This window comes from Pseudovibrio japonicus (assembly GCF_014651595.1).
In the GTDB taxonomy this organism is placed as follows: domain Bacteria; phylum Pseudomonadota; class Alphaproteobacteria; order Rhizobiales; family Stappiaceae; genus Pseudovibrio; species Pseudovibrio japonicus.
The window spans coordinates 347,956-372,303 of the sequence record NZ_BMXE01000004.1 but is presented as its reverse complement, the minus strand read 5'-3'; the positions used below and the strand labels follow the sequence as shown (position 1 = coordinate 372,303).

Below are 24,348 nucleotides of genomic sequence, written 5' to 3'. Positions count from 1 at the left end.
ACGGTGAGCATGGAAGATTTTTTCTGGAATTACGGCTGGCCGCTGATCATAATGCTTGCGCAGAGCTTGCTCTTGATGGTCGTGCTGCTGCTGATAGTTGCTTACATTCTTTATGCGGACCGTAAGATCTGGGCTGCTGTCCAGATCCGTCGTGGTCCTAACGTGGTTGGCCCCTGGGGCCTGCTGCAGAGTTTTGCGGATCTTTTGAAATTCGTTTTGAAAGAGCCGGTGATCCCATCGGGGTCTGACAAGTTCCTGTTTTTGTTTGCGCCGCTGGTTACAGTGGTCCTGGCTCTTGCCGGCTGGGTGGTTCTCCCGGTTGCGAGCGGTTGGGTGATTGCAGACATCAATGTTGGTATTTTGTATATTCTGGCAATCAGTTCACTTGGTGTTTACGGCGTAATCATTGGTGGCTGGGCTTCTAACTCAAAATACCCGTTCCTGTCAGCTCTGCGTTCTGCAGCTCAGATGGTTTCTTACGAAGTGTCTATCGGCTTCGTTATCGTGACCGTTCTGCTCTGCGTTGGATCGCTGAACCTTTCTGAGATCGTTTACGCACAACAGTCTCGCGGCCTTGCCTATACACTGGGCGTTCCGTGGCTGTCGTTCCTGAACTGGTACTGGTTGCCGCTGTTCCCGATGTTCGTGGTGTTCTTTGTTTCTGCACTGGCAGAAACAAACCGTCCTCCATTCGATCTGGCGGAAGCGGAATCTGAACTGGTTGCGGGCTTCATGGTTGAATATGGCTCCACCCCTTACATGATGTTCATGCTGGGTGAGTATGTTGCTATCTCCCTGATGTGCGGTCTGATGACGATCCTGTTCATGGGCGGCTGGTTGCCACCAATTGACGCTGCACCATTCACATGGGTGCCGGGGATCATCTGGTTCCTGCTCAAGTGTCTGCTGGTGTTCTTCTTCATCTCCATGGCGAAGGCGATGGTTCCACGTTACCGCTATGACCAGCTGATGCGTCTGGGTTGGAAAGTCTTCCTGCCGCTGTCGCTGGCAATGGTGTTCATCGTGGCCTTCGTGCTGATGTTCATGGGCTGGGCCCCACCAGTTGGCGGGTTCGGAGCCGGAGCATGATTTCCATCGCCGGTCTGATCGGTGGTGTGATGGGAATTTGCCTTGGATGGCTGAACTACCGTCTCCTTCTTGGATTTATGGAGGCAGCCATCAACAAGGATCGAGAGCGCAACCCAGCCGACAAAGGTTGGGTTGAGCTGGCGGAACCGATGATCCGCAAAGTCATTTTTACCCTGACGATAATCGGGATCCCGATTATCGGATATCTCGCCGGAGCTAGCATTGCTCCTTAATTCGAGAGGAAAGGGTAACGAGAACCTTGTATGACTTCACTGAAGTCATCGCTGGTTCTCTTGGATTGTAATCGATCATCCATGCCGGTGGCATGTTCGATCAAGAAAGGGCTGTAAAGGCTATGGGACTGGGACAGGCCGCAAAGTCGTTGCTTTTGAAGGAGTTCGTGTCGGCATTCTTTCTTGCCATGCGTTACTTCTTCAAGCCGAAGCCGACGATCAACTATCCCTTTGAAAAGGGTGCTGTAAGTCCGCGTTTTCGCGGTGAACACGCCTTGCGCCGGTATCCGAACGGAGAAGAGCGCTGCATTGCTTGTAAGCTGTGTGAAGCGATCTGCCCTGCGCAGGCCATTACGATTGAAGCTGGACCTCGTCGTAACGATGGTACACGCCGTACCACACGCTACGACATTGACATGACCAAGTGCATTTACTGCGGGTTCTGTCAGGAAGCGTGTCCGGTGGATGCGATCGTAGAAGGCCCGAACTTTGAATTTGCGACCGAGACGCGGGAAGAGCTGTTCTATGACAAGGACAAGCTGCTTGCGAATGGGGAGCGTTGGGAGCGTGAAATCGCTCGCAATATCGAATTGGATGCTCCTTACCGTTAAGGCGGGGAGTTAAGATGTGTCCGGTTGAAGCTTTGCACTAACCGGGCGAGACAATAGGACAAAGGCAACCTAAAAATGGTTTTGCAGGCCCTGTTTTTCTATCTGTTTGCCGCACTAGCGGTGGCCTCTGCCTTCATGGTGATTGCATCTCGCAATCCGGTTCACTCAGTGCTGTTCCTCATCCTGTGCTTCTTTAATGCAGCCGGGTTGTTTGTGCTGATTGGTGCCGAGTATCTGGCAATGCTTCTGGTTGTTGTCTACGTGGGAGCGGTGATGGTGCTGTTCCTGTTCGTGGTCATGATGCTGGATGTTGACTTTGCCGAGATGCGTCAGGGGTTCTTGCAGTATTTGCCGATCGGCGCGCTGATTGGTGCAATTCTGCTGGCTGAGCTTCTGATGGTCGTGAGTGGTTGGTACATCGCTCCTGGCCTCTTGGGTGAGGGGTCCGCCCCGATACCTCCTGTTGAGCAGACACAGAATATCGCCGCTATCGGTGAATTGCTTTACACCCGCTACATTTACTGGTTCCAGATTGCTGGACTGGTGCTGCTGGTTGCAATGATCGGTGCGATCGTATTGACCCTCCGCCACAAGCCGGGCGTTCGCCGTCAGAACATCTCTGAGCAGGTAGCCCGTCGTCCTGAAACTTCGATCGAAGTGGTCAAAGTTGAAAGTGGCAAGGGGTTGTAAGACGCGTTCGTAACGGGTCTTTGACATTAATTCGTACCGGAGAAATGGCCTTCATAAAGAAGGTTCCTTCTCCGGAGTTTGAATAGAACACGGGGAGCACTGAGAGGCGCCCATGGAAATTGGCATAGCGCACTATCTCGGGGTCGCAGCGATCCTATTCACGATCGGGATCTTTGGCATCTTTCTTAACCGAAAGAACGTCATCGTGATCCTGATGTCTATCGAGCTGTTATTGCTCGCAGTTAACATCAACCTGGTGGCATTTTCCTACTTTATGCAGGATTTGGTTGGTCAGATCTTTGCGCTCCTGGTTCTTACCGTTGCAGCAGCAGAGGCGGCCATTGGCCTGGCTATTGTGGTTGTTTACTTCCGTAACCGCGGCTCTATCGCCGTGGAAGACATCAATATGATGAAAGGCTGAGGGGCGGATGTTTTCAGCAATCGTTTTTCTGCCGTTGCTTGGCTTCCTGATTGTCGGAATGTTCGGCAATCGGCTTGGGGTCAAAGCCAGCGAGTACATCACCAGCGGCTTTATGATTGTCGCAGCCCTTCTTTCCTGGGTGGTGTTTTTTCAATACGGCCTCGGGTCGGAAACTACGGAAATTGTGACAATTTTCCGCTGGATCACTTCGGGCGATCTTGCGGTTAACTGGACCATCCGTGTGGATACACTCACCGCAGTGATGCTGGTGGTTGTGAACTCCGTTTCCTGTCTGGTGCACATCTACTCTATCGGGTACATGCACCACGACCCGCATCGGCCACGGTTCTTTGCCTACCTGTCTCTCTTCACCTTTGCCATGCTGACACTGGTCACAGCTGATGACCTGTTGCAGATGTTCTTTGGTTGGGAAGGTGTTGGTCTGGCCTCTTACCTGCTGATCGGATTCTGGTACCAGAAACCCTCTGCCAATGCCGCCGCGATGAAGGCGTTTATCGTCAACCGTGTTGGTGACTTTGGTTTTGCACTTGGTATCTTCGGTGTCTTCTACCTTTATGGTTCCATCGACTTCACCTCGATCTTCAGCAGTGGTCCGACCCTTCTTGAGGGGACAGAGCCGGTTCTGAACTTCCTTGGTTTTGAGTTGATGCCTGAAGGAGCGCTGACCGTTGTGTGTCTGCTGCTCTTCATGGGTGCCATGGGTAAATCAGCGCAGTTTCTGCTGCACACCTGGTTGCCGGACGCGATGGAAGGCCCGACGCCTGTTTCCGCGCTGATCCACGCAGCGACCATGGTGACAGCTGGTGTGTTCATGGTAGCGCGTCTTGCTCCAGTCTTTGAGCTTGCTCCAACTGCGATGGCCGTTGTGACCTTCTTTGGTGCGACCACCGCGTTCTTTGCAGCGACCATTGGCTGTGTGCAGAACGACATCAAGCGCGTGATTGCGTATTCCACCTGTTCGCAGTTGGGTTACATGTTCGTGGCTCTTGGTGTTGGTGCGTTCGGCGTTGGTATCTTCCACCTGTTCACACACGCTTTCTTCAAGGCGCTTTTGTTCCTTTGCGCCGGTTCCGTTATCCATGCGGTTTCCGACGAGCAGGACATGCGTAAGATGGGCGGCCTGCGCAAGCACATTCCATGGACCTACTGGACCATGATGATTGGTACGCTGGCGCTGACAGGTTTTGGTATTCCGTTTATTGGTATCGGAACAGCTGGCTTTGTTTCCAAAGATGCGATCATCGAAGCGGCTTATGTTGGCCATAACGCCTTTGCAAGCTACGCCTACTGGGCGACTGTGATTGCTGCGTTGCTGACGAGCTTCTACAGCTGGCGTTTGGTATTCATGACCTTCCATGGCAAGCCGCGTGCTTCCGTTGATGTGATGAAACACATTCACGAGAGCCCATGGGTCATGCTGATCCCATTGCTTCTTCTGTCCATTGGCGCCTTGTTTGCAGGTATGGTCTTTAAAGAAGCGTTCATGGGTCACGACTACGGACACTTCTGGAAAGGCGTCTTTGGCGGCACAAACAGCGAGCTGGCAGTCATTGAAGAAATGCACCATGTGCATTGGATGGTTGCTCTGTCTCCGACCCTCGCCATGATCGGCGGCTTCATTGTCGCTTACATGTTCTACATCGCAAAACCAGACATGCCGAAGGTTTTGGCAGAGCGCCATCAGCCACTTTACAAGTTCCTCCTGAACAAGTGGTACTTCGATGAGCTCTATGACTTCCTGTTTGTGAAGCCTGCCATGGCACTTGGCCGCTTCCTGTGGAAGCGCGGTGACGGCACGATCATTGACGGACTTGGTCCCGATGGTGTTGCCTCACGCGTTCAGCAGGTTACCGGTTGGGTTGTTCGCCTGCAGTCTGGTTACATCTATCACTACGCATTCGCCATGTTGATCGGGGTCGCCTTCTTCGTCACCCTGGCCATGTTCTCCGGTGGGGGAGTTCATTAATGAACGACTGGTCCATCCTTTCCATCACAACATTTCTCCCACTGGTAGGTGTCTTCTTCATCCTGCTGGTGCGGGGAGATGACCCAGATGCGAAGACGAATATTCGGCGCGTGGCGCTGATTACAACGACCTTCACATTTATCACCTCCCTGTTCATCTGGGGTGGGTTCACGAATGAGAACCCTGGCTTCCAGATGGTGGAGAAGTACAATTGGTTTGGTGATACCTTCACCTACCACATGGGTGTGGACGGCATTTCCATGCTGTTCGTTATCCTGACCACCTTCCTGATGCCACTTTGCATTCTGGCAAGCTGGGAGAGCATTCAGGACCGCGTAAAAGAATACATGATCGCCTTCCTGGTTCTGGAAACACTGATGATCGGTGTGTTCTGTGCCTTGGATCTGGTTCTGTTTTACGTGTTCTTCGAGGCTGGCCTCATTCCGATGTTCCTTATCATCGGTGTTTGGGGTGGTCCGCGCCGCGTTTATGCAAGCTACAAGTTCTTCCTGTACACCTTGCTCGGCTCCGTGCTGATGCTGGCGGCTATCATGGCCATGTACTGGCAGGCTGGCACGCTGGATATTCCAACTCTTCTGAATGAGAGTGAATTCCCAGCTCAGATGCAGACCTGGCTGTGGCTGGCGTTCTTTGCAAGCTTTGCGGTGAAGATGCCAATGTGGCCGGTTCACACCTGGTTGCCGGATGCGCACGTGGAAGCACCGACGGCTGGTTCTGTTGTGCTTGCTGCGATCCTGCTGAAAATGGGTGGTTACGGCTTCCTACGGTTCTCGTTGCCGATGTTCCCGATTGCCAGTGACATGTTCGCGCCGTTCATCTTTACGTTGTCGATCGTGGCGATCATCTACACCTCACTGGTGGCGTTGGCACAGGAAGATATCAAGAAGCTAATTGCATACTCATCCGTTGCTCACATGGGCTTCGTGACCATGGGTATCTTCTCTGCCAACGCGCAGGGTATTGAAGGCGCGATCTTCATGATGCTAGCGCATGGTCTGATCTCCGGTGCACTGTTCCTGTGCGTTGGTGTTATCTATGACCGTATGCACACTCGTCAGATTTCTGCCTATGGTGGTCTGGTCAACAACATGCCCCGGTATGCGGTTGCCTTCATGATCTTCACCATGGCTAACGTTGGCCTGCCAGGTACCGCCGGTTTCGTGGGTGAATTCCTGACGATGGTCGGTGTGTTCCAGGTGAACACCTGGGTGGCGTTCTTCGCTGCAACCGGTGTGATCCTGTCAGCTGCTTATGCTTTGTTCCTTTACCGCCGCGTTGTGTTTGGCGCGCTGGAGAAGGAAAGCCTCAAATCCATGCTGGACTTGAATGCGCGTGAGAAGCTGATCCTGGCTCCGCTGATTATTTTGACTATCTTCTTCGGGTTCTACCCAGCAGCAGTGCTGGATGTGACGTCCGCGTCCGTTGATGCCCTTATCTCCAATTACAATGCAGCGCTTGATGCGAGTGGGCTTGCCCATGCAGCCGCTGCAGTGTCCAGCCATTAACAGGGGAGCTGCGCACTCATGACTGCTGAGCTTCTAGCAATGCCTGATCTAATGCCAGTGTTGCCCGAGATCCTTTTGATCATCGGCGCAATGGTACTGCTGATGGTTGGGGCTTTTGGTGGAGAGAAATCTACTCCACTGGTAACGGGTATCTGTGTTGCGTTGCTAACTGTTGCAGGTTTGATCCTGCTGGTTAGCCCGCATTACGGTGAGACCTTCAATGGTGCGTTCGTACAGGATGCATTCTCCCAGTACCTGAAGGTGCTGGTGCTGATCGGGTCGGGCTTTGCCATTGCAATGTCTGTTGCCTATGCACGTTCGCAGAACTTTGACCGCTTTGAGTACCCGATCCTGATCGTGATCGCGACCGTTGGTATGATGCTGATGCTTTCTGCCAATGACTTGATCTCCATGTATCTGGGTATCGAGCTGCAATCTCTGGCGCTTTATGTGGTTGCGGCGATCAACCGTGACTCTGTTCGCTCCACCGAGGCGGGCCTGAAGTACTTCGTCCTTGGGGCGTTGTCTTCCGGTATGCTGCTTTACGGTATGTCCTTCATCTACGGCTTTACTGGTCACACCGACTTTGCGGGTATCGCGTCTGCTCTGACAGAAGAGCGTGCCTCCCTTGGTCTGGTGTTCGGTATCGTGTTCATGCTGGCGGGTATCGCCTTCAAGATCTCTGCGGTTCCATTCCATATGTGGACCCCGGACGTTTATGAAGGTGCGCCAACTCCGGTAACTGCTTTCTTTGCAGCAGCTCCGAAGGTTGCCGCGTTTGGTATGTTGATCCGTGTGCTCGTTGAGCCACTGGGTCAGGTGACCACCGACTGGCAGCAGATTGTTGTGTTCATTGCCATCGCGTCCATGGGTCTTGGAGCCTTTGCAGCGATTGGCCAGCGAAACATCAAGCGTCTGATGGCATACTCTTCCATCGGTAACATGGGCTATGCACTTGTTGGTCTTGCTGCTGGCACAGAAGCTGGTATCGAAGGCGTTATTGTGTTCATGACCGCTTACCTTGCGATGACACTGGGTGCGTTTGCCTGCATCCTTTCCATGCGCCGCAAGGAAGGTATGGTTGAGGAGATTTCTGATCTGGCCGGTCTTTCCAAGACCAATCTGCCAATGGCGGTGTTGCTGGCCGTGATCATGTTCTCCCTGACCGGTCTGCCACCACTCTTTGGCTTCTTCGGTAAGTTCTACGTGTTCATTGCTGCGGTTGAGGCTGGTCTTGTTCCACTGGTGGTCATTGGTCTGGTGGCCAGCGTTGTGGCAGCCTACTATTACCTGCGTGTGATCAAGGTCATGTTCTTTGATGATGCAACCGGCGAATTTCTACCAATGTCTGGTGAAATGAAGATTGTACTGGGACTGTCCAGTGCGGTTGTCGGTCTGTTCTTCATCATGCCGGAACCAATCATGAATGCGGCGGCCAATGCGGCCAGCGTTCTGTTCTAGTTGCCGATGATGACGATTGGACAATTAGTTGACGAAGGCCCGGTGCGCTCTGCGCCGGGCTTTTGTTTTAAGCATTACGATCAAATCGGCTCCACCAACTCTTACGGCCTGCAAAAGGCACGGGAAGGACATCCGGGCAATTTGTGGGTTCGCTCCGACATTCAGGTGAGTGGTCGTGGGCGACGGGGGCGGGCATGGACGTCTGAGTCTGGTAATCTGTTTGCCTCCGTTTTGCTGCGGATGGATGAGCATAGTGAGAAGATCGTACAGTTACCGTTCGTGGCTGCGCTTGCATTGGGTGAAGCTTTGGAGCGGGCCACAGGAGCGCATGATCTGGCGCAGCTGAAATGGCCCAACGATGTGCTGATTGACGGACAAAAGGTCTCCGGCATATTGCTTGAGAGCGAAAGTGGGCCTAATGGTGAGCTGTGCCTTGTGTGCGGTTTTGGTGTCAACGTGTCCCATCACCCGGATTTGAGTGATTATGCGGTTACAGATTTACGCAGCATGGGATACATGTGTGAGCCAGGCTTGGTGTTTGACGCACTTGCGCAAAGTTTTGCACGATGGCTGGAGACGTGGAAAGCTGCCAGCGGATTTGAGGTGATCAGATCTGCATGGCTGCGACGCGCCGTAGGGCGCGGGAAACCAATCCGCGTACGCCTGAGCAACGAAGAATTTTCCGGTGTCTTTATGGACATCGACCAAATGGGCCGCCTGATTGTGAAACTGGATCATGGCGGCGAGCGGCTGGTGACAGCCGGTGATGTTTTCTTTTCCTGAAGACGTGTAGAGCACGTTTTGCCGAGCCACTGAGAGAGTGGCCGCATGTCTGTCAGGACCTTGAGTTGATACGCGTATTCTTATTTTTAAGAACCGGAACCATTTTTCGGGAATACGCTTTAAAGGAGTCTTAGATGTCGAGCACTCAAGAGCTCGTGTTCCTGCCTTTGGGCGGTGTTGGCGAAATTGGAATGAACCTTGGTCTTTATGGATATGGACCTGAGGACGACCGACGCTGGCTGATTGTTGATTTCGGCGTTTCCTTTGCCGGACCGGATATGCCGGGCGTAGATCTTATTTTGCCGGATATCCGTTTTCTGGAAGAAGAGCGCTCCCGCATCGACGGTATCGTTATTACCCATGCCCACGAAGACCATTACGGTGCGCTGTCCTACCTATGGAAGCGGTTGGAGCTGCCAGTCTATGCGACGCCGTTTACTGCGCGTCTGCTGGAAGCCAAGCTGATTGGGGACGGTGCTGACTATGAAATTCCTGTCACCGTGGTCAATCAGGGAGACCGGTTTAAGGCTGGTGTCTTTGATGTTGAGCTGGTGACCATGACCCACTCGATTCCAGAGCCGTGTGCGCTGGCAATTCGTGTTGGCGGTCAGCTGGTGCTGCATTCCGGTGACTGGAAGATCGATCTGACGCCTGGTGTTGGCAAGGCGATTGACCTGCAGCGCTTGCGTGAGCTGGGTGATGAAGGCGTTGATGTGTTTGTCTGTGACAGCACCAATGCGGTCCGTGACGGGGTGAGCCCGAGTGAAGCGGACGTGAAGGAAGAACTGACTCGCATCATCAAAGAGGCGCCGCACCGGGTTGCCGTGACCACGTTTGCCTCCAACGTTGCGCGTATGCGTGCGGTTGCCGAAGCAGCGATGGCGGCAGAGCGCGAGATTGTTGTGATTGGTCGGAGCATGTTGCGCACCGTGGAGATTGCGCGTGATCTTGGTTATCTTGATGGTGTAGCCCCGTTCCGCGATGAAGAGACCTACGGTTCCTTACCGCGCGATAAGGTTGTTGCGCTGTGTACTGGGTCTCAAGGTGAAGCACGGGCTGCGATGGCGCGGATTGCCGGTGACCAGCACCGCCAGATTGCACTGTCATCTGGCGATATGGTCATCTTTTCCAGTCGTACCATTCCAGGCAACGAGAAGGCCGTTTACGGCATTATCAACCAGCTGACCCAGCAGGGCCTGCATGTGGTGACTGACCGTGATGCGCTGGTGCATGTGTCAGGTCACCCGCGGCGCGGGGAGCTGGATCAGGTTTACAATCTGGTTCGCCCGAAGAAGGTTTTGCCAGTTCATGGTGAAGCGTTGCATTTGCAATGCCACAAGGAATTTGCCGAGGGCAAAGGCGTAAAGGATGTGAAGATCATTCGCGATGGCGATATGGTCCGTTTGCATCCAGGGAAGCTTGATGTGATTGATGAAGCGCCTGCTGGTATTCTGGTTCGCGATGGTCGCCTGACTGCTGCGCCAGAGGAAACTGGTGTTCAGGAACGGCGCAAGCTTTCGTTTGCTGGCAGCGTGACGATCTCGCTGATTTTGGATGGTCGCGGCGAGCTGCTTGGCGATATTGATGTGGTGCTGTTTGGTATGCCCGACGAGACCGAGGATGGGACGCCGTTTGAAGATGCTGTGCGAGATGCGGTCTATGGGGCGGTGATTTCAATTCCAAAAAGCCGCCGCCGTGATGTGGAACTGGTGCGTGAGGCTGCCAGACGGGCAGGGCGCTATGCTGTTGTGGAGCATTGGGGTAAGAAGCCGCTTTGTAAGGCTTTGGTTCAGCGCGTTTGATCTATTGATCCGTGTCCTATGAGATTTTGAGGCCGCAGGTGAGGAGATCGCCTGCGGCCTTTGACTTTTGATCCAATAGACTTTGCAAGGGAAATCTGTTCCTTAGAACTCATCCGCGTTCATTTGCATTCATGCAGTGTGCTTTGACTTCTTTGTTTGAGCAAAATCCTGCCATTTGATTGTGTGCATTCAAATGGATGCGCTCCAGAGTGAAGAATTTTTGGGAGGACCGTCATGATTGGACGATTGAACCACGTTGCGATTGCCGTGTTGGATATGGATGAGGCGTTGAAAGTGTACCGTGATACGCTTGGCGGTATTGCCTCAGAAAAGGTGGCGCAGCCGGATCATGGTGTATCTACCGTGTTTATTGAGCTTCCAAACACGAAGATTGAGCTGCTGGAGCCGCTTGGCGAGAACTCTCCCATCTCCAAGTTTCTGGAGCGCAATACGCAGGGCGGCATTCATCACATCTGTTACGAGGTCGATGACATTCTTGCTGCCCGTGACCAGCTGGTTGCCAATGGTGCCCGCATTCTGGGCGACGGCGAGCCAAAGATTGGTGCACACGGCAAACCGGTTCTGTTCCTGCATCCCAAAGACTTCCTTGGCACGCTGACAGAACTGGAACAGGCTTAAGGCGATTTTTCAAAGACTTGTGGTTTGCAAAAACCGGAAGACTTTCGGTCTGCACCTATTTCTTGTAGGTAGAAATCAGTATGGTATACGTTCGTGTGATCGCCGGAAGGCGCTTTTCGGAAAATACCATGGTTGGCTGGTTGCTTTTGTGAGAGCGACCAGCTGCAGATAGAACAAGAAACTCCTGGAGCAGACCTATGGCTACACCGCTACTCGTTGCCCTTTATTTCATGATGTGGTGGATTTTGTTTTTGGCCATCTTGCCATTTGGGGTTCGTACCCAAGCGGAAGAGGGAGAGGTGGTTCCCGGGACTGCCGAGAGCGCACCCAAGCATCCGCAGATGCTCAAGAAGGTGATCATCAACACGATTGTGACGACGATTGTGTTTGCTGGGGTCTATTGGTTCCTGGAGTCCGGGCTTGGGGCACACCTATTCCCGCTGGTTGATCAGCTGATGGGCAATGCGCCGTCTTGATCTCTGGTTTTGCACAGCTTGCCTGTGGAGATGAATCCGAGAGTTAGTGAGTAAAAACATCAGCTTCGCAAAAGTGATTCTTTCCGGGATCACTTTTTTGCGTTTCTGGCGCTGGTCTGCGGGGAAGAGTTGGCTCTTTCTGAGTGAAGCAATCATGAAATTTCACTCAGCGATACCGGCGGAAATTTGCAAAAAAAAAGCAAGGCCGAAGCCTTGCTATAAGAACGAGTTCCGCGTCTAAATGTTCTCATTGCACTTGCGTAGAGTGCCGGCAGCAACCAAAACGGGCGCCCGAGAACCTTCCTCCCAAGACTAAAGATCGCGATACCTTGCAGCACCGCATAAGGGTGCTGTTTTTGTTGTTGAGGTGACACTAGCGTAATCACATGAGTTTGTCATCATTTTGTATCAATTCGCCTCAATTTTTTGCTTGCCTAAAATTTTAGCTATGATTTTTTGGGAAATCTGCAAACTGGTGCCAAAGGTGCAGGTCAAAAGCTGTGTGCATGGGGAAATATGCCTTAGAAAATTGGCATATAGCCATGTTGGCAGTTACAACGGGCGTTGTGCTTGCTAAGAAGGCATTGATAAAAGCTTGGTGATGAATCTGAGCTTGCGAGCCTTAAAACCTGAAGAGTTAAACTAATGCGTTTGTCCCGATATTTCCTGCCTATTTTGAAGGAAACTCCGAAAGAAGCCGAGATCGTGTCGCACCGCCTGATGTTGCGTGCGGGTATGATCCGTCAGCAGTCAGCCGGGATTTATGCATGGCTGCCGCTTGGCCACCGTGTGCTTAACAAAATTCAGCGTATCGTTGAAGAAGAGCAGAACCGCTCCGGTGCTGTCCAGCTGCTTATGCCAACCATTCAGCCTGCTGATCTGTGGCGCGAAAGTGGCCGCTATGATGCATACGGCAAGGAAATGCTGCGCATTGAGGATCGTCATGAGCGCGACATGCTGTTTGGTCCTACCAACGAAGAGATGGTCACAGACATTTTCCGCAGCTATGTGCGCTCCTATAAGGACCTGCCGCTGAACCTTTACCACGTGCAGTGGAAGTTCCGCGATGAAGTGCGTCCTCGGTTTGGCGTGATGCGTGGCCGCGAATTCCTGATGAAGGATGCTTATTCCTTTGATCTGGACAAGGAGCGGGCAACAGAAGCTTACCGCCGCATGTTTGTGGCTTACCTGCGCACCTTTGCGCGCATGGGGCTGACGGCTATTCCGATGAAAGCAGACACCGGCCCGATCGGCGGTGATCTGTCGCATGAGTTCATCGTGCTGGCGTCTACCGGTGAAAGCGAAGTGTTCCTTGATAAGGACATTCTTGGTCTGCCAATTCCGGGTGAAGATACTGACTTTGGCGGCGATCTTTCCGGTATCATCGAGCAGTGGACCACTCCTTATGCTGCAACAGATGAAATGCATGATGAAGCTGCATTTGAAGCTGTTGCGGAAGAGAAAAAGGTTTCTGCGCGCGGTATTGAGGTTGGTCATATCTTCTACTTTGGCACCAAATACTCCGAGCCTATGGGCGCGAAGGTGATGACAGCTGAGGGCAAGGAAGTGCCTGTTCACATGGGCTCTTACGGCATCGGTGTGTCCCGTCTGCTGGGCGCGATCATTGAAGCGTGTCATGATGATGATGGCATTGTCTGGCCTAAAGAGGTAGCACCGTTCCATGTTGGCCTGATCAACATGAAGGTTGGCTCCGAATGTGACGCGGTTTGTGAAAGCGTATATGCTGAGCTTGAAAAGGCTGGTGTTGAAGTGCTTTATGATGACCGCAAGACCAGTGCAGGCCAGAAATTTGCAAGTATGGACCTGATCGGTTTGCCGTATCAGCTGGTTGTTGGACCACGCGGTTTGAAGACCGGTGAAGTGGAAGTGAAGGACCGTTCAACAGGGGCTCGCGAAATGTTGACCCCGGAAGCTGCTGTGAACAAACTGATTTCTGCCTTAAAGGGCTGATAGAAGCGAAGCTTGGGGTAACTCAGTAGCTTTAATGGTATGCTAGGTACCGGCGGTTTTGTCGCTGCCGGGCCTTTTGGCCAGCGCTTATGGCACCTGCTCTTCATGCTCCCTATATTCTGGGAGTAGTTGATCAGGCGGAAACGGAGAATAGTCTAGTATGACGGCAGAGATTCAGGCGGCTCATCCCGGAAAGAACCGGTGGTTTGCACCCTTTGAGTGGATGCTGGCAGGGCGTTATCTGCGCTCCAGACGCAAAGAAACCTTTATTTCTATCATTGCAGGCTTGTCCTTTTTGGGGATCACGCTGGGTGTGGCCACACTGATCATCGTTATGGCGGTGATGAACGGGTTCCGCACAGAGCTGTTGACCAAAATTCTTGGCATCAACGGGCATGTGCTGGTGCAGCCCATCGACAGTCCACTCAATGATTATGATGATGTTGCTGCCCGGCTTGCTGGTATCAATGGCGTTAAGTTTGCCATGCCGTTCGTTGAAGGACAGGCGATGATCTCCGGTCCGAGTGCTGATTTGGGCGCTTTGTTCCGCGGGGTTCATAAGTCTGACCTTGATAAGCTGGATCTGGTTTCCGGAAACGTGCTGTTGGGCACTCTGGATGGCTTTGATGACAGCGAGGGCATTGCTATTGGCTCACGCCTTGCTAGTCAGCTTGGTGTGACGGTTGGCGATACGGTTCGTGTTATTACGCCGCGTGGAAGCATCACCCCCATGGGGATGACGCCACGCGTGAAGGGATATCCTGTCTCTGCTATTTTCCAGATTGGTATGAGCGAATATGACGGTACGATTGCTTTCATGCCGTTTGAAGAGGCGCAGCTATATTTTAACAAGGAAGGTCTGGCGACCGGCATTGAGGTTTATGCAGATGATCCGGATGCGGTTGGGCCACTGCGTCCGCTCATTGAGGAAGACGCCGGGCGGCCTGTTTATGTTTCTGACTGGCGCCAGCGCAATGTGACGTTCTTCTCGGCGCTTGAGGTTGAGCGCAATGTGATGTTCCTTATTCTGACGCTGATTGTTCTTGTGGCGGCTCTGAATATCATCTCCGGCATGACCATGCTGGTGAAGGACAAGGGCCGTGACATCGCTGTTTTGCGCACCATGGGAGCAACCCGGGGTGCTGTGATGCGGGTGTTCATTATCACCGGCGCAAGCATCGGGACCATCGGCACGTTCGCCGGTTTTGTTCTGGGTACTATTGTGTGCTGGAATGTTGAGAGTATTCGTCAGGGGATTTCCTGGCTGACGGCGACAGAGCTGTTCTCACCTGAGCTTTATTTCCTCTCCACGCTTCCAGCGGAGATGGATCCGAGCGAGACGGCCAGCGTTGTTATCATGGCTTTGGTTTTGAGTTTGCTTGCTACAATCTACCCTGCCTGGCGCGCAGCCCGGCTCGATCCTGTTGAGGCTTTGCGCTACGAATGATGAATCAACCAACAAAACCGATTTTTGACGCCCCGCTTAAGGGCGAGGATCGCGTTCCTGTCTTAAGTTTGAAAAATGTTGTGCGCAGCTATGATGAGGGCAACAGCAAGCTGGAGATTTTGAAGGGCGCGGACCTTGACCTTTATGAAGGGGAAATGGTTGCACTTGTGGCGCCTTCTGGTGCCGGCAAATCCACGCTGATGCATCTGGCAGGCCTTTTGGAGATGCCGCAGAGCGGTGAGATCGTAATTGGCGGGCGGGAGTGTTCCAAGCTCAATGATGAGGCGCGCACGGCTATTCGGCGCACCGAAGTGGGGTTTGTCTACCAGTTCCACCAGTTGCTTCCCGAGTTCACAGCGCTGGAGAACATTGCGCTACCGCAGATGATTTGCGGGCTGAAGCGTAAGGATGCTGAAGAGCGGGCTCGCCAGTTGCTTTCCTATATGCGTCTTGCCGAGCGTGAATCCCATCGTCCCTCAGAACTTTCCGGTGGCGAACAGCAGCGGGTGGCGATTGCCCGTGCGGTTGCTAACGCACCGCGTGTGCTACTCGCGGATGAGCCAACAGGCAACCTGGATCCCAAGACATCTCAGTATGTGTTTGAGGCGTTGACGGCCTTGGTTCGGGCCTCCGGCGTGGCGGCCTTGCTTGCGACCCACAATATGGAAATTGCCAAGCAGATGGACCGGCGCATTACTCTGCAGGATGGTAAAGTGGTGGAACTTCCCTAAGAGGGAGTTCAATTTCAGACTATTTGCGACTCAAATGCCAGCGACCTGTTCGCTGGCATTTTTCGTTTTGGCGGCCGTGTTCCTGTTTTGGTGCCTGTTGTTCACAGTGTGTGTTGGTACAGGTTAGGGGCTCTACGTCTCGTCTATTGCTTTCTGCATTAACTTAAAAACATCCTACAAGATATTGATATCGCGACGAAAGAATCTTGTAGTTGTTGGGTGTGAGCGTTAGTGCGCTCTGCGCGTATACGAGTCATTAACTATGAGTTTTGCCCGCTCAAAATAGGGGTTGTGTGCATGAGAACAATTGTGGAACATAACAAATACAAACAGGGTTCAAACATAGGGTGTTTGTTATGTCATTCGTACTTCGTGAAGCAGCAGCATTCGGTTCCATTGTGCTTTTCGCAAGCAGCTTTCTGATGTGGGGGGATGCTTTGACCCAGATGCTTCCCTAGATATTCCTGAGGACTAGGGGTTGGGAAACTCGGGATAACCGGTGGTGCGATTTGGCTGGGAATTGCATTTTGCTTTTGGCTCCTCCAAATGAGGTGCTATTGTCGCGCACACCTTGCGAACCAAAAGGCTCAAGATGTCATCTCCAGGATTCGTCCATCTCCGTGTTCACTCAGCTTACTCTTTGCTGGAAGGCGCTTTGCCGCTTGGGAAGCTGATTGATCTTGCCTCAAAGGATGAGCAGCCTGCCTTAGCTGTTACGGACAGTGGCAACCTATTTGGTGCGCTGGAGTTCTCGGAAAAAGCCTTTGGGGCAGGCATGCAGCCAATCATTGGCTGTCAGATTGCCGTTAATTTCGAAGACCAGCCCGATGCTAAAGGGGATGATGCGGTTAGTGATCTGGTTCTCCTGTCCACGAGTGAGGAGGGTTACGAGAACCTGATGGATCTTGTCTCAAGGTCGTTCCTTGATACGGAGCCGGGTCTGAAGGCGAATGTGCCGATCTCGCTGGTGCTGGATAAGTCGGGTGGTCTGATTGTGCTGACTGGGGCCAGTGAGGGTCCAATCAACTCGCAGCTGCGCGAGGGGCATCTTGATCTGGCCAAGTCCCGGCTTGAGCTGTTGCTTGGTACGTTTGGTGACCGGCTTTATGTGGAGCTGCAGCGCCACAACATGAAGGGCGAGGAAGATGTCGAGCCTGAGCTCCTGAACCTTGCCTATGATTTGAATATTCCAATCGTTGCGACCAACGAGTCGTTTTTCCCTAATCCGGATGATTATGAAGCACATGATGCGCTGATCGCAATCTCTGAAGGGCGGGTCATTGTTGAGACCGACCGCCGCCAGTTGACGCCTGACCATTGTTTTAAGACCCGTGCGCAAATGATGGAGCTGTTCTCCGATCTTCCAGAGGCGCTTGAGAACTCTGTCGCGATTGCGCGGCGGTGTCATTACCGCCCGTTGACGCGCGCACCTATCTTGCCGCGCTTTGCAGGTGCGGATGCTGATGCTGCAGAAGCGGAACGGGCCGAGGCGGAAGAGTTGACGCGGCAGGCGAAAGAAGGCCTGCAGGCGCGTCTTGATCTGCATGGTCTAGCGCCGGATCTTGAAGAGAAAGATTACTGGGACCGTCTGGATTATGAGCTTGGCATCATTATCCGCATGAAGTTCCCTGGGTACTTCCTGATCGTTGCGGACTTCATCAAATGGGCGAAGAACGAAGACATTCCCGTGGGGCCGGGCCGTGGTTCGGGTGCGGGTTCGCTTGTCGCATGGTCGCTGACCATTACTGACCTTGATCCGATGCGGTTCTCGTTGCTGTTCGAGCGCTTCCTGAACCCGGACCGAGTGTCCATGCCGGATTTTGATATCGACTTTTGCCAGAACCGGCGTGAAGAAGTGATCCGGTATGTGCAGCGCAAGTATGGTCGTGAGCAAGTGGCGCAGATCATTACCTACGGAACGTTGCAAGCGAAGGCTGTGCTGCGCGATGTAGGCCGTGTTCTGCAAATGCCATACGGTCAGGTGGACCGGTTAAGTAAACTGATTCCGGGTAACCCAGCCAATCCGGTGACACTTGCGGAGGCGCTGGAACAGGAGCCCCGACTGCGCGAAGCGACCAAGCAGGAGGAGGTTGTTGATCGCCTCCTGAAGATGGCGCAGAAGCTGGAAGGTCTTTACCGGCATGCATCGACCCACGCCGCTGGTGTGGTGATTGGGGACCGCCCGCTTGAGCAGCTGGTGCCGCTTTACCGAGACCCGCGTTCTGACATGCCTGTTGCCCAGTTCAACATGAAATGGGTGGAAGCGGCAGGTCTTGTGAAGTTTGACTTTCTGGGCCTTAAAACGCTGACGGTGATTGATACGGCGGTCGCGCACATTAAAAAGCGCGGCATTGACGTTAAAATCGAAGAAATCCCGATTGATGATCCGGCGACCTATAAGCTTTTGGCTGCGGGTGAGACGGTTGGCGTTTTTCAGCTGGAAAGTCAGGGCATGCGCCGGGCTATTGCTGGTATGCGGCCTGACCGGTTTGAGGACATTATTGCTCTGGTGGCGCTGTATCGTCCCGGGCCTATGGACAATATTCCGATCTACAACGCGGTGAAGCACGGCGAGCAGGAACCGGATTATCTGCATCCGCTGCTGGAGCCGATCCTGACCGAGACCAACGGCATTATTGTTTATCAGGAACAGGTGATGCAGATCGCTCAGGTGCTTTCTGGTTATTCTCTTGGTGAAGCGGATTTGCTGCGCCGTGCGATGGGTAAGAAGATCGCCTCTGAGATGGAGATCCAGCGCGCTCGCTTCGTTGAGGGGGCTGTGGCGCAGAACGTTGATAAAGATCAGGCCGGTATGATCTATGATCTGGTGGCCAAGTTCGCGAACTACGGATTTAACAAATCGCACGCGGCTGCTTATGCGCTGGTGGCCTATCAAACTGCATGGCTCAAAGCGAACTATCCGGTTGAGTTTCTTGCCGGTATTATGACGCTTGATCTGGGGAATACGGATAAGCTGAGCGATTTCCGTCAGGAAGCCCTGCGTATGGGTATTGAAGTGGTGCCGCCGTCGGTGAACAAGTCCGGTGTGCATTTTGATGTGCTAGACGGCAAGATCGTTTACGCCATGGGTGCGATCAAGGGCGTGGGGGAGCAGGCGGTCGAGCATATTGTTGAGGTGCGCGGCGATACGCCTTTCAAGGACTTGGGGGACTTTGCAAGCCGCATCAGCCCGAAGGTCCTCAATAAGCGTACAATCGAGAACCTTATTGCCGCTGGCGCCTTTGACGAACTGAACCCGAACCGCGCCCAATTGCTGGATGGTCTGGATCGCATCATCGGGATGGCGCAGCGTACAGAAGAGAACAAGACTTCCGGCCAGAACGATTTCTTTGGCGGAGACAATGCACCTGAACCCTTGCTCCTCAATCCAACGGACCCATGGCTTCCTTCAGAGCGTTTGCAAAGAGAATATGCTGCGGTCGGGTTCTATATCTCCGCACACCCGCTGGATGAATATCGAGAGCTCTTCAGCAAGCTGCGTGTGCAGCTTTGGAAGGACTTTGAACGCTCCGTGAAGGCAGGGTCATCAGCGGGGCGTCTTGCGGGCACAGTGACATCCAAACAAGAGCGCAAGACACGGACCGGCAATCAGATGGGCATCGTGCGCATCTCTGATCCGACCGGCCAATATGAGGCTGTGCTGTTCTCCGAGACGTTGAACCAGTGCCGTGATCTGCTTGAGCCGGGGCAGTCCGTTGTGCTGCTGGCGCAGGCCGATATGCGCGATGATGAAGTCAGCGTGCGGATCAATCAGGTAGAGCCGCTGGAAAAAGTGGCGGGCAGGGTGCACCGGACCCTTCGAATCTTCCTTGGCTCCGATGAACCGATCAAGAGCTTGCAGCGGCAGCTTCGCCGCGGTGGGGATGGCGAGGTGAGCTGTGTCGTGCTGCTAGATAACGGCCAGCGCGAAGTGGAGGTTAAGCTTCCGGGCAACTATCAGCTGTCACCGCAGCTCTCCGGGGCACTTAAAACGTTACCCGGTGTGATGGACGTTCAGATGTCTTAGGGACTTTTGTGCAGTGATCAAGAAGAACCCCGCTGAATTCCTTCAGCGGGGTCTGTTGTTTCTATAGGAATCAGAAGATCCTCTGGTTGACTTGTTCGGCGCATGCATTGCCGATTTCTCTGGCAACCAGATCGACGCCTTCCTGCCCTGAAGTTGCAAGTTCAGTCAGATCTGAGTTCTGGTTGACGGAACAAGTTGCAGCAGCGAGGATCTTTCCATCCTGAGCGGAAACGAGGAGTGCGCGGCCTCTATAATTATGAGCAATGCTCGCGAACCAACCGGCACCACTCATTGTTGATTGGTGGGAAACGGTTGCGATGTCCAGATAGTAGCCGGAGTAACCTGTTTCTTGTGCCAATTTCGTAAGGGCTGCGGCTCGCTTTTCTTCATTGATGGTTGGCTTGCTGTATGGGCCATTGATTGTGCCCTTAAAGCGGAAGTTGCGGCTGCTTTGCAGGTACGCCGTCAGGCGCTCGCGCATGGAGGTCTGCGGGTCAACTTTCGCAGCGGGTACTGAGGCCATTTCGTTATAAGCGCCAGATGCTACATTCATCGTGGTGGTAACGACAACGCCGAGCAGTCCGTGTTGCATGCCTTGGGTGTTTATATGCTTTTCCCTGATATGCCGGTTTTTGATTGGCTTGACGGAAGCGTTGGCGACATTTTGTGCATCAATATCTGACAGTTTGATTGTCTTTGCGCAGCCGCCGAGTGTCACGGCGATGAGTGTCGCCACGACCAGTTTCTTGAGTGCCATTTTAAATGTGTCCAGAATTGGGTTTTTTGTTGTCTGTTTGTTAACTATATTTTTTCGGAAAATCTAATGTGTAATATGCATACTCACAAATTGATTGGGCGGCAGGTTGAGCGTTTTCAGGTGAGTGAAATTTCAAGTTGTGGAGGCGGAGCTGGAGAGCCTCTTCTTGGCCATAGAAGGTCTATATGTTGATCTTAATCTCTGAGCGCTTGATCTTCTTGAAAAGGGGTTCTATAAGCGCCCCATCCCGCACGCAGGGCGGGGTTTGTCCATGTGGCGAGCTCCATCCGGTTAGAGAGTTGCACGGTTGTGCTGCCCTGCGGAGGATTAAACCGGAAAACTAAGGAGAATAAAGGCATGGCTTTGCCTGATTTTACTATGCGTCAGCTTCTTGAAGCAGGCGTCCACTTTGGTCACCAGAAGCACCGCTGGAACCCAAAGATGAACAACTACATCTTCGGTGTTCGTAACAACATTCACATTCTTGATCTTGGTCAGACAGTTCCGCTTCTGCACCAGGCTCTTAAGGCTGTGTCTGATACTGTTGCTGCTGGTGGTCGCGTGCTTTTGGTTGGTACCAAGCGCCAAGCTCAGGAAGCTGTTGCAGAAGCTGCACGCAACTCTGCTCAGTACTACGTAAACGCTCGTTGGCTCGGCGGCATGCTGACCAACTGGAAGACGATCTCTCAGTCCATCCAGCGTCTGCGCAAGGTTGAAGAGCTGCTCGAAGGTGGTGATGCGAACCGCATGACCAAGAAAGAGCGCCTGTTCCTTAACCGTGAACGTGAAAAGCTTGAGCGTAACCTTGGTGGTATCAAGGATATGGGCGGTACTCCTGACCTTATCTTCGTTATCGACACCAACCGTGAAGCTAACGCAATTCAGGAAGCTCGTCGCCTGGGCATTCCGGTTGCTGCGATCCTGGATTCCAACTGTGATCCAGATGGCATTACTTACCCGGTTCCGGGTAACGACGATGCTGGTCGTGCAATTACTCTTTACGCTGACCTGATCTCTCGCGCTGCTATTGACGGCATCGCGCGCGCATCCGGTTCCATGGGTATCGATCTTGGCGAATCTGAAGAACTCCTTGAAGAGCCAGCTCTGGCTGAAGAAGCAGCTTCTGAGGAAGTTGCTGAAGCAGGCAAGAGCGAAGGCTAAGGTTTTCTCTCGGGAAGCGCATTTGTGCGCTTCCCCACCAGTTTTCTTGTGATTTTTCGAGTGTTTCTCTCCGAAAGGTCACGGTCGCTATGCGATAAATCGGATGGATCCGTAGGGAAGTCGGCTTCCTCTGATTTTTTATGACACACTCCCGTCCATGAGGCGTACGATGAGCATTACCGCTGCTATGGTAAAAGAGCTCCGCGAAACAAGCGGTGCTGGCATGATGGATTGTAAAGCTGCCCTGAAAGAAACAGGCGGCGATATGGAAGCAGCTGTTGACTGGCTGCGCACCAAGGGCCTTGCAAAGGCTGCTAAAAAGGCTGGCCGCGTTGCGGCTGAAGGTCTTGTTGCAGTTGCAGCAGAAGGCAATAAGGCTGTTGTTGTTGAGGTTAACTCCGAAACAGACTTCGTTGCCCGTAACGATAACTTCCAGAAGCTGGTTCGCGATATCGCTGCAACCGCGCTGACTGTTGATGGTGACGTTGCAAAGCTTGCTGCTGCTCCTTACCCAGGTTCTGACAAGACCGTTGAAGGCGAGCTGAAGGAAGCTGTTGGCACCATCGGTGAAAACATGACCCTTCGTCGTTCTGCTGGTCTTTCCGTTTCTGAAGGTGTTGTTGCTTCTTACATGCACAACGCTGCTGGCGAAGGCCTCGGTAAAATTGGTGTTCTTGTTGGTCTTGAATCTGCAGGTGATGCAGACAAGCTGGCAGCTCTGGGTAAACAGATTGCAATGCACGTTGCAGCAACCAACCCAATGGCGCTGAACACTGACGAGCTGGACGCAGATGCTGTTGAGCGTGAGCGCACTGTTTACATGGAGCAGGCTCGTGAGTCCGGTAAGCCTGAAAGCATCATCGAAAAGATGGTTGAAGGTCGCCTGCGTAAGTTCTATGAAGAAGTTACACTGGTTAAGCAGTCTTTCGTTATCAACCCTGATCTGACAGTAGAGAAGGCCGTTGAAGAAGCAGCTAAAGAAATTGGTTCTCCAATCAAACTCACCGGCTTTGTTCGCATTGCCCTTGGTGAAGGTATTGAAAAAGAAGAAACAGATTTCGCAGCTGAAGTTGCTGCTGCAGCTGGTAGCTAATTTTTTGAGGGCGTCGACTCAGTCGACGCCCTTTTTGTATCTGGACGCATAATAAGAGGTTTACTATGTCTGAGGGTGTTCGCTGGAAACGAGTTCTCCTGAAGCTTTCAGGGGAAGCGCTAATGGGCGACCAGGACTTTGGTATTGATCCAAAGGTGGTTGAGCGGGTCGCTGCGGAAATTTCAGAGGCTGTAAACCTGGGTGCCCAGTTCGGCATCGTCGTTGGTGGTGGTAACATCTTCCGCGGTGTAGCTCTGGCCGCAAAGGGCGGAAACCGCGTGACCGGCGACCATATGGGTATGCTGGCAACCATCATGAATTCTCTCACGCTTGCCGATGCGTTGCGTCAGCGCGGCATTCAGGCGCGTGTGCTCTCCGCTGTTCCGGTTCCTTCCATTTGTGAGAGCTTTACGCAGCGCGGTGCAGAGCGTTACATGGAAGACGGGGACGTCATCTTATTTGCGGGTGGTACGGGTAATCCGTTCTTTACCACTGATTCTGGTGCAGCTTTGCGTGCGGCTGAGATGCAGTGCGATGTGTTCCTTAAGGGCACCAGTGTTGATGGCGTTTATGATGCTGATCCTAAACTAAAGCCCGATGCAAAGCGTTATGAGACGCTTTCACCGGGGGAAGTTCTTGAAAAGAACCTGAAAGTCATGGATGCGACCGCGATTGCACTTGCCCGGGACAACTCTATTCCTGTAGTTGTCTTTTCCATCAAGACCTCCGGCGCGCTCGTGAATGTGCTGCGCGGGCAGGGGCTATTTACGGTCATTGAAGACTGACAGGTGCCGACAGGTGCTTTAATGTTTTTAGTATGATCCGGGCCGGTTTTCAGTTTCGGGGAGCCGGTCCGTTAAATGATAGGTGAAAGAGGAAATTATGTCAGAGCTGGACTATGACGATCTTGACCGCCGCATGAATGGTGCGATCACAGCTTTGAAGCATGAGTTTGCTGGTCTGCGTACTGGTCGTGCTTCTGCAAGTATGCTGGACCCAATCACTGTGGAGGCTTATGGCGCACCAATGCCGATCAACCAGGTCGCGACAGTGAGTGTTCCGGAGCCTCGCATGATTTCTGTCCAAGTCTGGGACAAGAGTATGGTTGCTGCCACCGAGAAAGCAATCCGTGAATCCAATCTGGGCCTGAACCCGGTTGTGGATGGACAGTTCCTTCGCCTGCCGATTCCTGAGCTTAACGAAGAGCGTCGTCAAGAACTCGTCAAAGTTGCGCATAAATATGCGGAACAGGCAAAGATCGCTGCGCGTCATGTGCGTCGTGACGGTATGGACACCATTAAAAAGCTTGAAAAAGCTGGTGATATGGGCGAGGACGATGCGCGGTCCGCTTCTGACCTGGTTCAGAAGATGACTGACGACATCATCGGTGAGATCGATTCCGTTCTTGCCAAAAAAGAACAGGAGATCAAGCAGGTTTAATCC

21 protein-coding genes are annotated in these 24,348 nt (G+C 52.9%); 20 read left to right on the top strand and 1 reads right to left on the bottom strand.

The features are described from left to right. Positions 1-9: 9 nt before the first annotated feature. The 16 genes from nuoH to dnaE all read left to right on the top strand — a co-directional run bounded on the left by nuoH (position 10) and on the right by dnaE (position 19,894). Positions 10-1,089, top strand: coding sequence for an NADH-quinone oxidoreductase subunit NuoH (gene nuoH, locus IE076_RS13285; RefSeq protein WP_189437266.1), 1,080 nt, complete (start codon positions 10-12; stop codon positions 1,087-1,089). Further along, positions 1,086-1,322, top strand: coding sequence for a hypothetical protein (locus IE076_RS13280; protein ID WP_189437265.1), 237 nt, complete (start codon positions 1,086-1,088; stop codon positions 1,320-1,322). The genes nuoH and IE076_RS13280 overlap by 4 nt, the downstream gene beginning before the upstream one ends. Positions 1,323-1,444: 122 nt before the next feature. Then, positions 1,445-1,933: an NADH-quinone oxidoreductase subunit NuoI gene (gene nuoI / locus IE076_RS13275; protein WP_057465605.1), complete on the top strand. Its 489-nt coding sequence runs from the start codon at positions 1,445-1,447 to the stop codon at positions 1,931-1,933. Positions 1,934-2,008: 75 nt separating this feature from the next. Then, the gene (locus IE076_RS13270) at positions 2,009-2,623 is read left to right on the top strand and encodes an NADH-quinone oxidoreductase subunit J (RefSeq protein ID WP_189437264.1); all 615 of its coding nucleotides are present in this window, start codon (positions 2,009-2,011) and stop codon (positions 2,621-2,623) included. A gap of 112 nt (positions 2,624-2,735) precedes the next feature. Next, positions 2,736-3,044, top strand: a complete 309-nt coding sequence (gene nuoK / locus IE076_RS13265) for an NADH-quinone oxidoreductase subunit NuoK (RefSeq protein ID WP_189437263.1) — start codon at positions 2,736-2,738, stop codon at positions 3,042-3,044. 7 nt (positions 3,045-3,051) lie between these two features. Further along, positions 3,052-5,031, top strand: a complete 1,980-nt coding sequence (gene nuoL / locus IE076_RS13260) for an NADH-quinone oxidoreductase subunit L (protein WP_189437262.1) — start codon at positions 3,052-3,054, stop codon at positions 5,029-5,031. Further along, the gene (locus tag IE076_RS13255; RefSeq protein ID WP_189437261.1) at positions 5,031-6,557 is read left to right on the top strand and encodes an NADH-quinone oxidoreductase subunit M; all 1,527 of its coding nucleotides are present in this window, start codon (positions 5,031-5,033) and stop codon (positions 6,555-6,557) included. The genes nuoL and IE076_RS13255 overlap by 1 nt, the downstream gene beginning before the upstream one ends. Positions 6,558-6,575: 18 nt before the next feature. Then, the gene (gene nuoN / locus IE076_RS13250; RefSeq protein ID WP_189437260.1) at positions 6,576-8,018 is read left to right on the top strand and encodes an NADH-quinone oxidoreductase subunit NuoN; all 1,443 of its coding nucleotides are present in this window, start codon (positions 6,576-6,578) and stop codon (positions 8,016-8,018) included. A 9-nt stretch (positions 8,019-8,027) separates the two neighbouring features. Then, on the top strand, positions 8,028-8,801 hold the full coding sequence (locus tag IE076_RS13245) for a biotin--[acetyl-CoA-carboxylase] ligase (RefSeq protein ID WP_209009088.1): 774 nt from the start codon (positions 8,028-8,030) through the stop codon (positions 8,799-8,801). 134 nt (positions 8,802-8,935) lie between these two features. Continuing rightward, positions 8,936-10,603, top strand: a complete 1,668-nt coding sequence (locus IE076_RS13240) for a ribonuclease J (RefSeq protein WP_189437258.1) — start codon at positions 8,936-8,938, stop codon at positions 10,601-10,603. A 234-nt stretch (positions 10,604-10,837) separates the two neighbouring features. Next, a complete protein-coding gene (gene mce / locus IE076_RS13235; RefSeq protein WP_189437257.1) occupies positions 10,838-11,242 on the top strand; it encodes a methylmalonyl-CoA epimerase in 405 nt (134 codons plus the stop codon). A gap of 197 nt (positions 11,243-11,439) precedes the next feature. Then, the gene (locus tag IE076_RS13230; RefSeq protein ID WP_189437256.1) at positions 11,440-11,718 is read left to right on the top strand and encodes a DUF1467 family protein; all 279 of its coding nucleotides are present in this window, start codon (positions 11,440-11,442) and stop codon (positions 11,716-11,718) included. Between the two features lie 645 nt (positions 11,719-12,363). Continuing rightward, positions 12,364-13,689 (top strand): proline--tRNA ligase, encoded by a 1,326-nt coding sequence (proS, locus tag IE076_RS13225; RefSeq protein WP_189437255.1) that lies wholly within the window; start codon positions 12,364-12,366, stop codon positions 13,687-13,689. Between the two features lie 223 nt (positions 13,690-13,912). Further along, a complete protein-coding gene (locus tag IE076_RS13220) occupies positions 13,913-15,136 on the top strand; it encodes a lipoprotein-releasing ABC transporter permease subunit (RefSeq protein WP_189437450.1) in 1,224 nt (407 codons plus the stop codon). After that, positions 15,133-15,867, top strand: a complete 735-nt coding sequence (locus IE076_RS13215; protein ID WP_371871502.1) for an ABC transporter ATP-binding protein — start codon at positions 15,133-15,135, stop codon at positions 15,865-15,867. The genes IE076_RS13220 and IE076_RS13215 overlap by 4 nt, the downstream gene beginning before the upstream one ends. A 592-nt stretch (positions 15,868-16,459) precedes the next feature. After that, positions 16,460-19,894, top strand: coding sequence for a DNA polymerase III subunit alpha (gene dnaE, locus IE076_RS13210; RefSeq protein WP_189437254.1), 3,435 nt, complete (start codon positions 16,460-16,462; stop codon positions 19,892-19,894). Positions 19,895-19,964: 70 nt separating this feature from the next. Here dnaE and IE076_RS13205 read toward each other — a convergent pair whose 3' ends face one another. Continuing rightward, positions 19,965-20,651, bottom strand: a complete 687-nt coding sequence (locus IE076_RS13205) for a hypothetical protein (protein WP_189437253.1) — start codon at positions 20,649-20,651, stop codon at positions 19,965-19,967. 357 nt (positions 20,652-21,008) lie between these two features. On the opposite strand from IE076_RS13205, the gene rpsB reads away from it, so the two are divergent. From rpsB to frr, 4 genes are all read left to right on the top strand, one after another. After that, on the top strand, positions 21,009-21,812 hold the full coding sequence (gene rpsB, locus IE076_RS13200) for a 30S ribosomal protein S2 (RefSeq protein WP_189437252.1): 804 nt from the start codon (positions 21,009-21,011) through the stop codon (positions 21,810-21,812). Positions 21,813-21,981: 169 nt separating this feature from the next. Then, on the top strand, positions 21,982-22,905 hold the full coding sequence (gene tsf / locus IE076_RS13195; protein WP_189437251.1) for a translation elongation factor Ts: 924 nt from the start codon (positions 21,982-21,984) through the stop codon (positions 22,903-22,905). A gap of 65 nt (positions 22,906-22,970) precedes the next feature. After that, positions 22,971-23,690: a UMP kinase gene (gene pyrH, locus IE076_RS13190; protein WP_054664728.1), complete on the top strand. Its 720-nt coding sequence runs from the start codon at positions 22,971-22,973 to the stop codon at positions 23,688-23,690. A 97-nt stretch (positions 23,691-23,787) separates the two neighbouring features. After that, positions 23,788-24,345, top strand: a complete 558-nt coding sequence (gene frr, locus IE076_RS13185) for a ribosome recycling factor (protein WP_189437250.1) — start codon at positions 23,788-23,790, stop codon at positions 24,343-24,345. Positions 24,346-24,348 lie beyond the last annotated feature (3 nt).

Excerpts from the sequence above, each read along its gene's own strand:
- nuoH (WP_189437266.1), top strand. The coding sequence starts at position 10 with ATGGAAGATTTTTTCTGGAATTACGGCTGGCCGCTGATCATAATGCTT.
- IE076_RS13280 (WP_189437265.1), top strand. The coding sequence starts at position 1,086 with ATGATTTCCATCGCCGGTCTGATCGGTGGTGTGATGGGAATTTGCCTT.
- nuoI (WP_057465605.1), top strand. The coding sequence starts at position 1,445 with ATGGGACTGGGACAGGCCGCAAAGTCGTTGCTTTTGAAGGAGTTCGTG.
- IE076_RS13270 (WP_189437264.1), top strand. The coding sequence starts at position 2,009 with ATGGTTTTGCAGGCCCTGTTTTTCTATCTGTTTGCCGCACTAGCGGTG.
- nuoK (WP_189437263.1), top strand. The coding sequence starts at position 2,736 with ATGGAAATTGGCATAGCGCACTATCTCGGGGTCGCAGCGATCCTATTC.
- nuoL (WP_189437262.1), top strand. The coding sequence starts at position 3,052 with ATGTTTTCAGCAATCGTTTTTCTGCCGTTGCTTGGCTTCCTGATTGTC.
- IE076_RS13255 (WP_189437261.1), top strand. The coding sequence starts at position 5,031 with ATGAACGACTGGTCCATCCTTTCCATCACAACATTTCTCCCACTGGTA.
- nuoN (WP_189437260.1), top strand. The coding sequence starts at position 6,576 with ATGACTGCTGAGCTTCTAGCAATGCCTGATCTAATGCCAGTGTTGCCC.
- IE076_RS13245 (WP_209009088.1), top strand. The coding sequence starts at position 8,028 with ATGACGATTGGACAATTAGTTGACGAAGGCCCGGTGCGCTCTGCGCCG.
- IE076_RS13240 (WP_189437258.1), top strand. The coding sequence starts at position 8,936 with ATGTCGAGCACTCAAGAGCTCGTGTTCCTGCCTTTGGGCGGTGTTGGC.
- mce (WP_189437257.1), top strand. The coding sequence starts at position 10,838 with ATGATTGGACGATTGAACCACGTTGCGATTGCCGTGTTGGATATGGAT.
- IE076_RS13230 (WP_189437256.1), top strand. The coding sequence starts at position 11,440 with ATGGCTACACCGCTACTCGTTGCCCTTTATTTCATGATGTGGTGGATT.
- proS (WP_189437255.1), top strand. The coding sequence starts at position 12,364 with ATGCGTTTGTCCCGATATTTCCTGCCTATTTTGAAGGAAACTCCGAAA.
- IE076_RS13220 (WP_189437450.1), top strand. The coding sequence starts at position 13,913 with ATGCTGGCAGGGCGTTATCTGCGCTCCAGACGCAAAGAAACCTTTATT.
- IE076_RS13215 (WP_371871502.1), top strand. The coding sequence starts at position 15,133 with ATGATGAATCAACCAACAAAACCGATTTTTGACGCCCCGCTTAAGGGC.
- dnaE (WP_189437254.1), top strand. The coding sequence starts at position 16,460 with ATGTCATCTCCAGGATTCGTCCATCTCCGTGTTCACTCAGCTTACTCT.
- IE076_RS13205 (WP_189437253.1), bottom strand. The coding sequence starts at position 20,651 with ATGGCACTCAAGAAACTGGTCGTGGCGACACTCATCGCCGTGACACTC.
- rpsB (WP_189437252.1), top strand. The coding sequence starts at position 21,009 with ATGGCTTTGCCTGATTTTACTATGCGTCAGCTTCTTGAAGCAGGCGTC.
- tsf (WP_189437251.1), top strand. The coding sequence starts at position 21,982 with ATGAGCATTACCGCTGCTATGGTAAAAGAGCTCCGCGAAACAAGCGGT.
- pyrH (WP_054664728.1), top strand. The coding sequence starts at position 22,971 with ATGTCTGAGGGTGTTCGCTGGAAACGAGTTCTCCTGAAGCTTTCAGGG.
- frr (WP_189437250.1), top strand. The coding sequence starts at position 23,788 with ATGTCAGAGCTGGACTATGACGATCTTGACCGCCGCATGAATGGTGCG.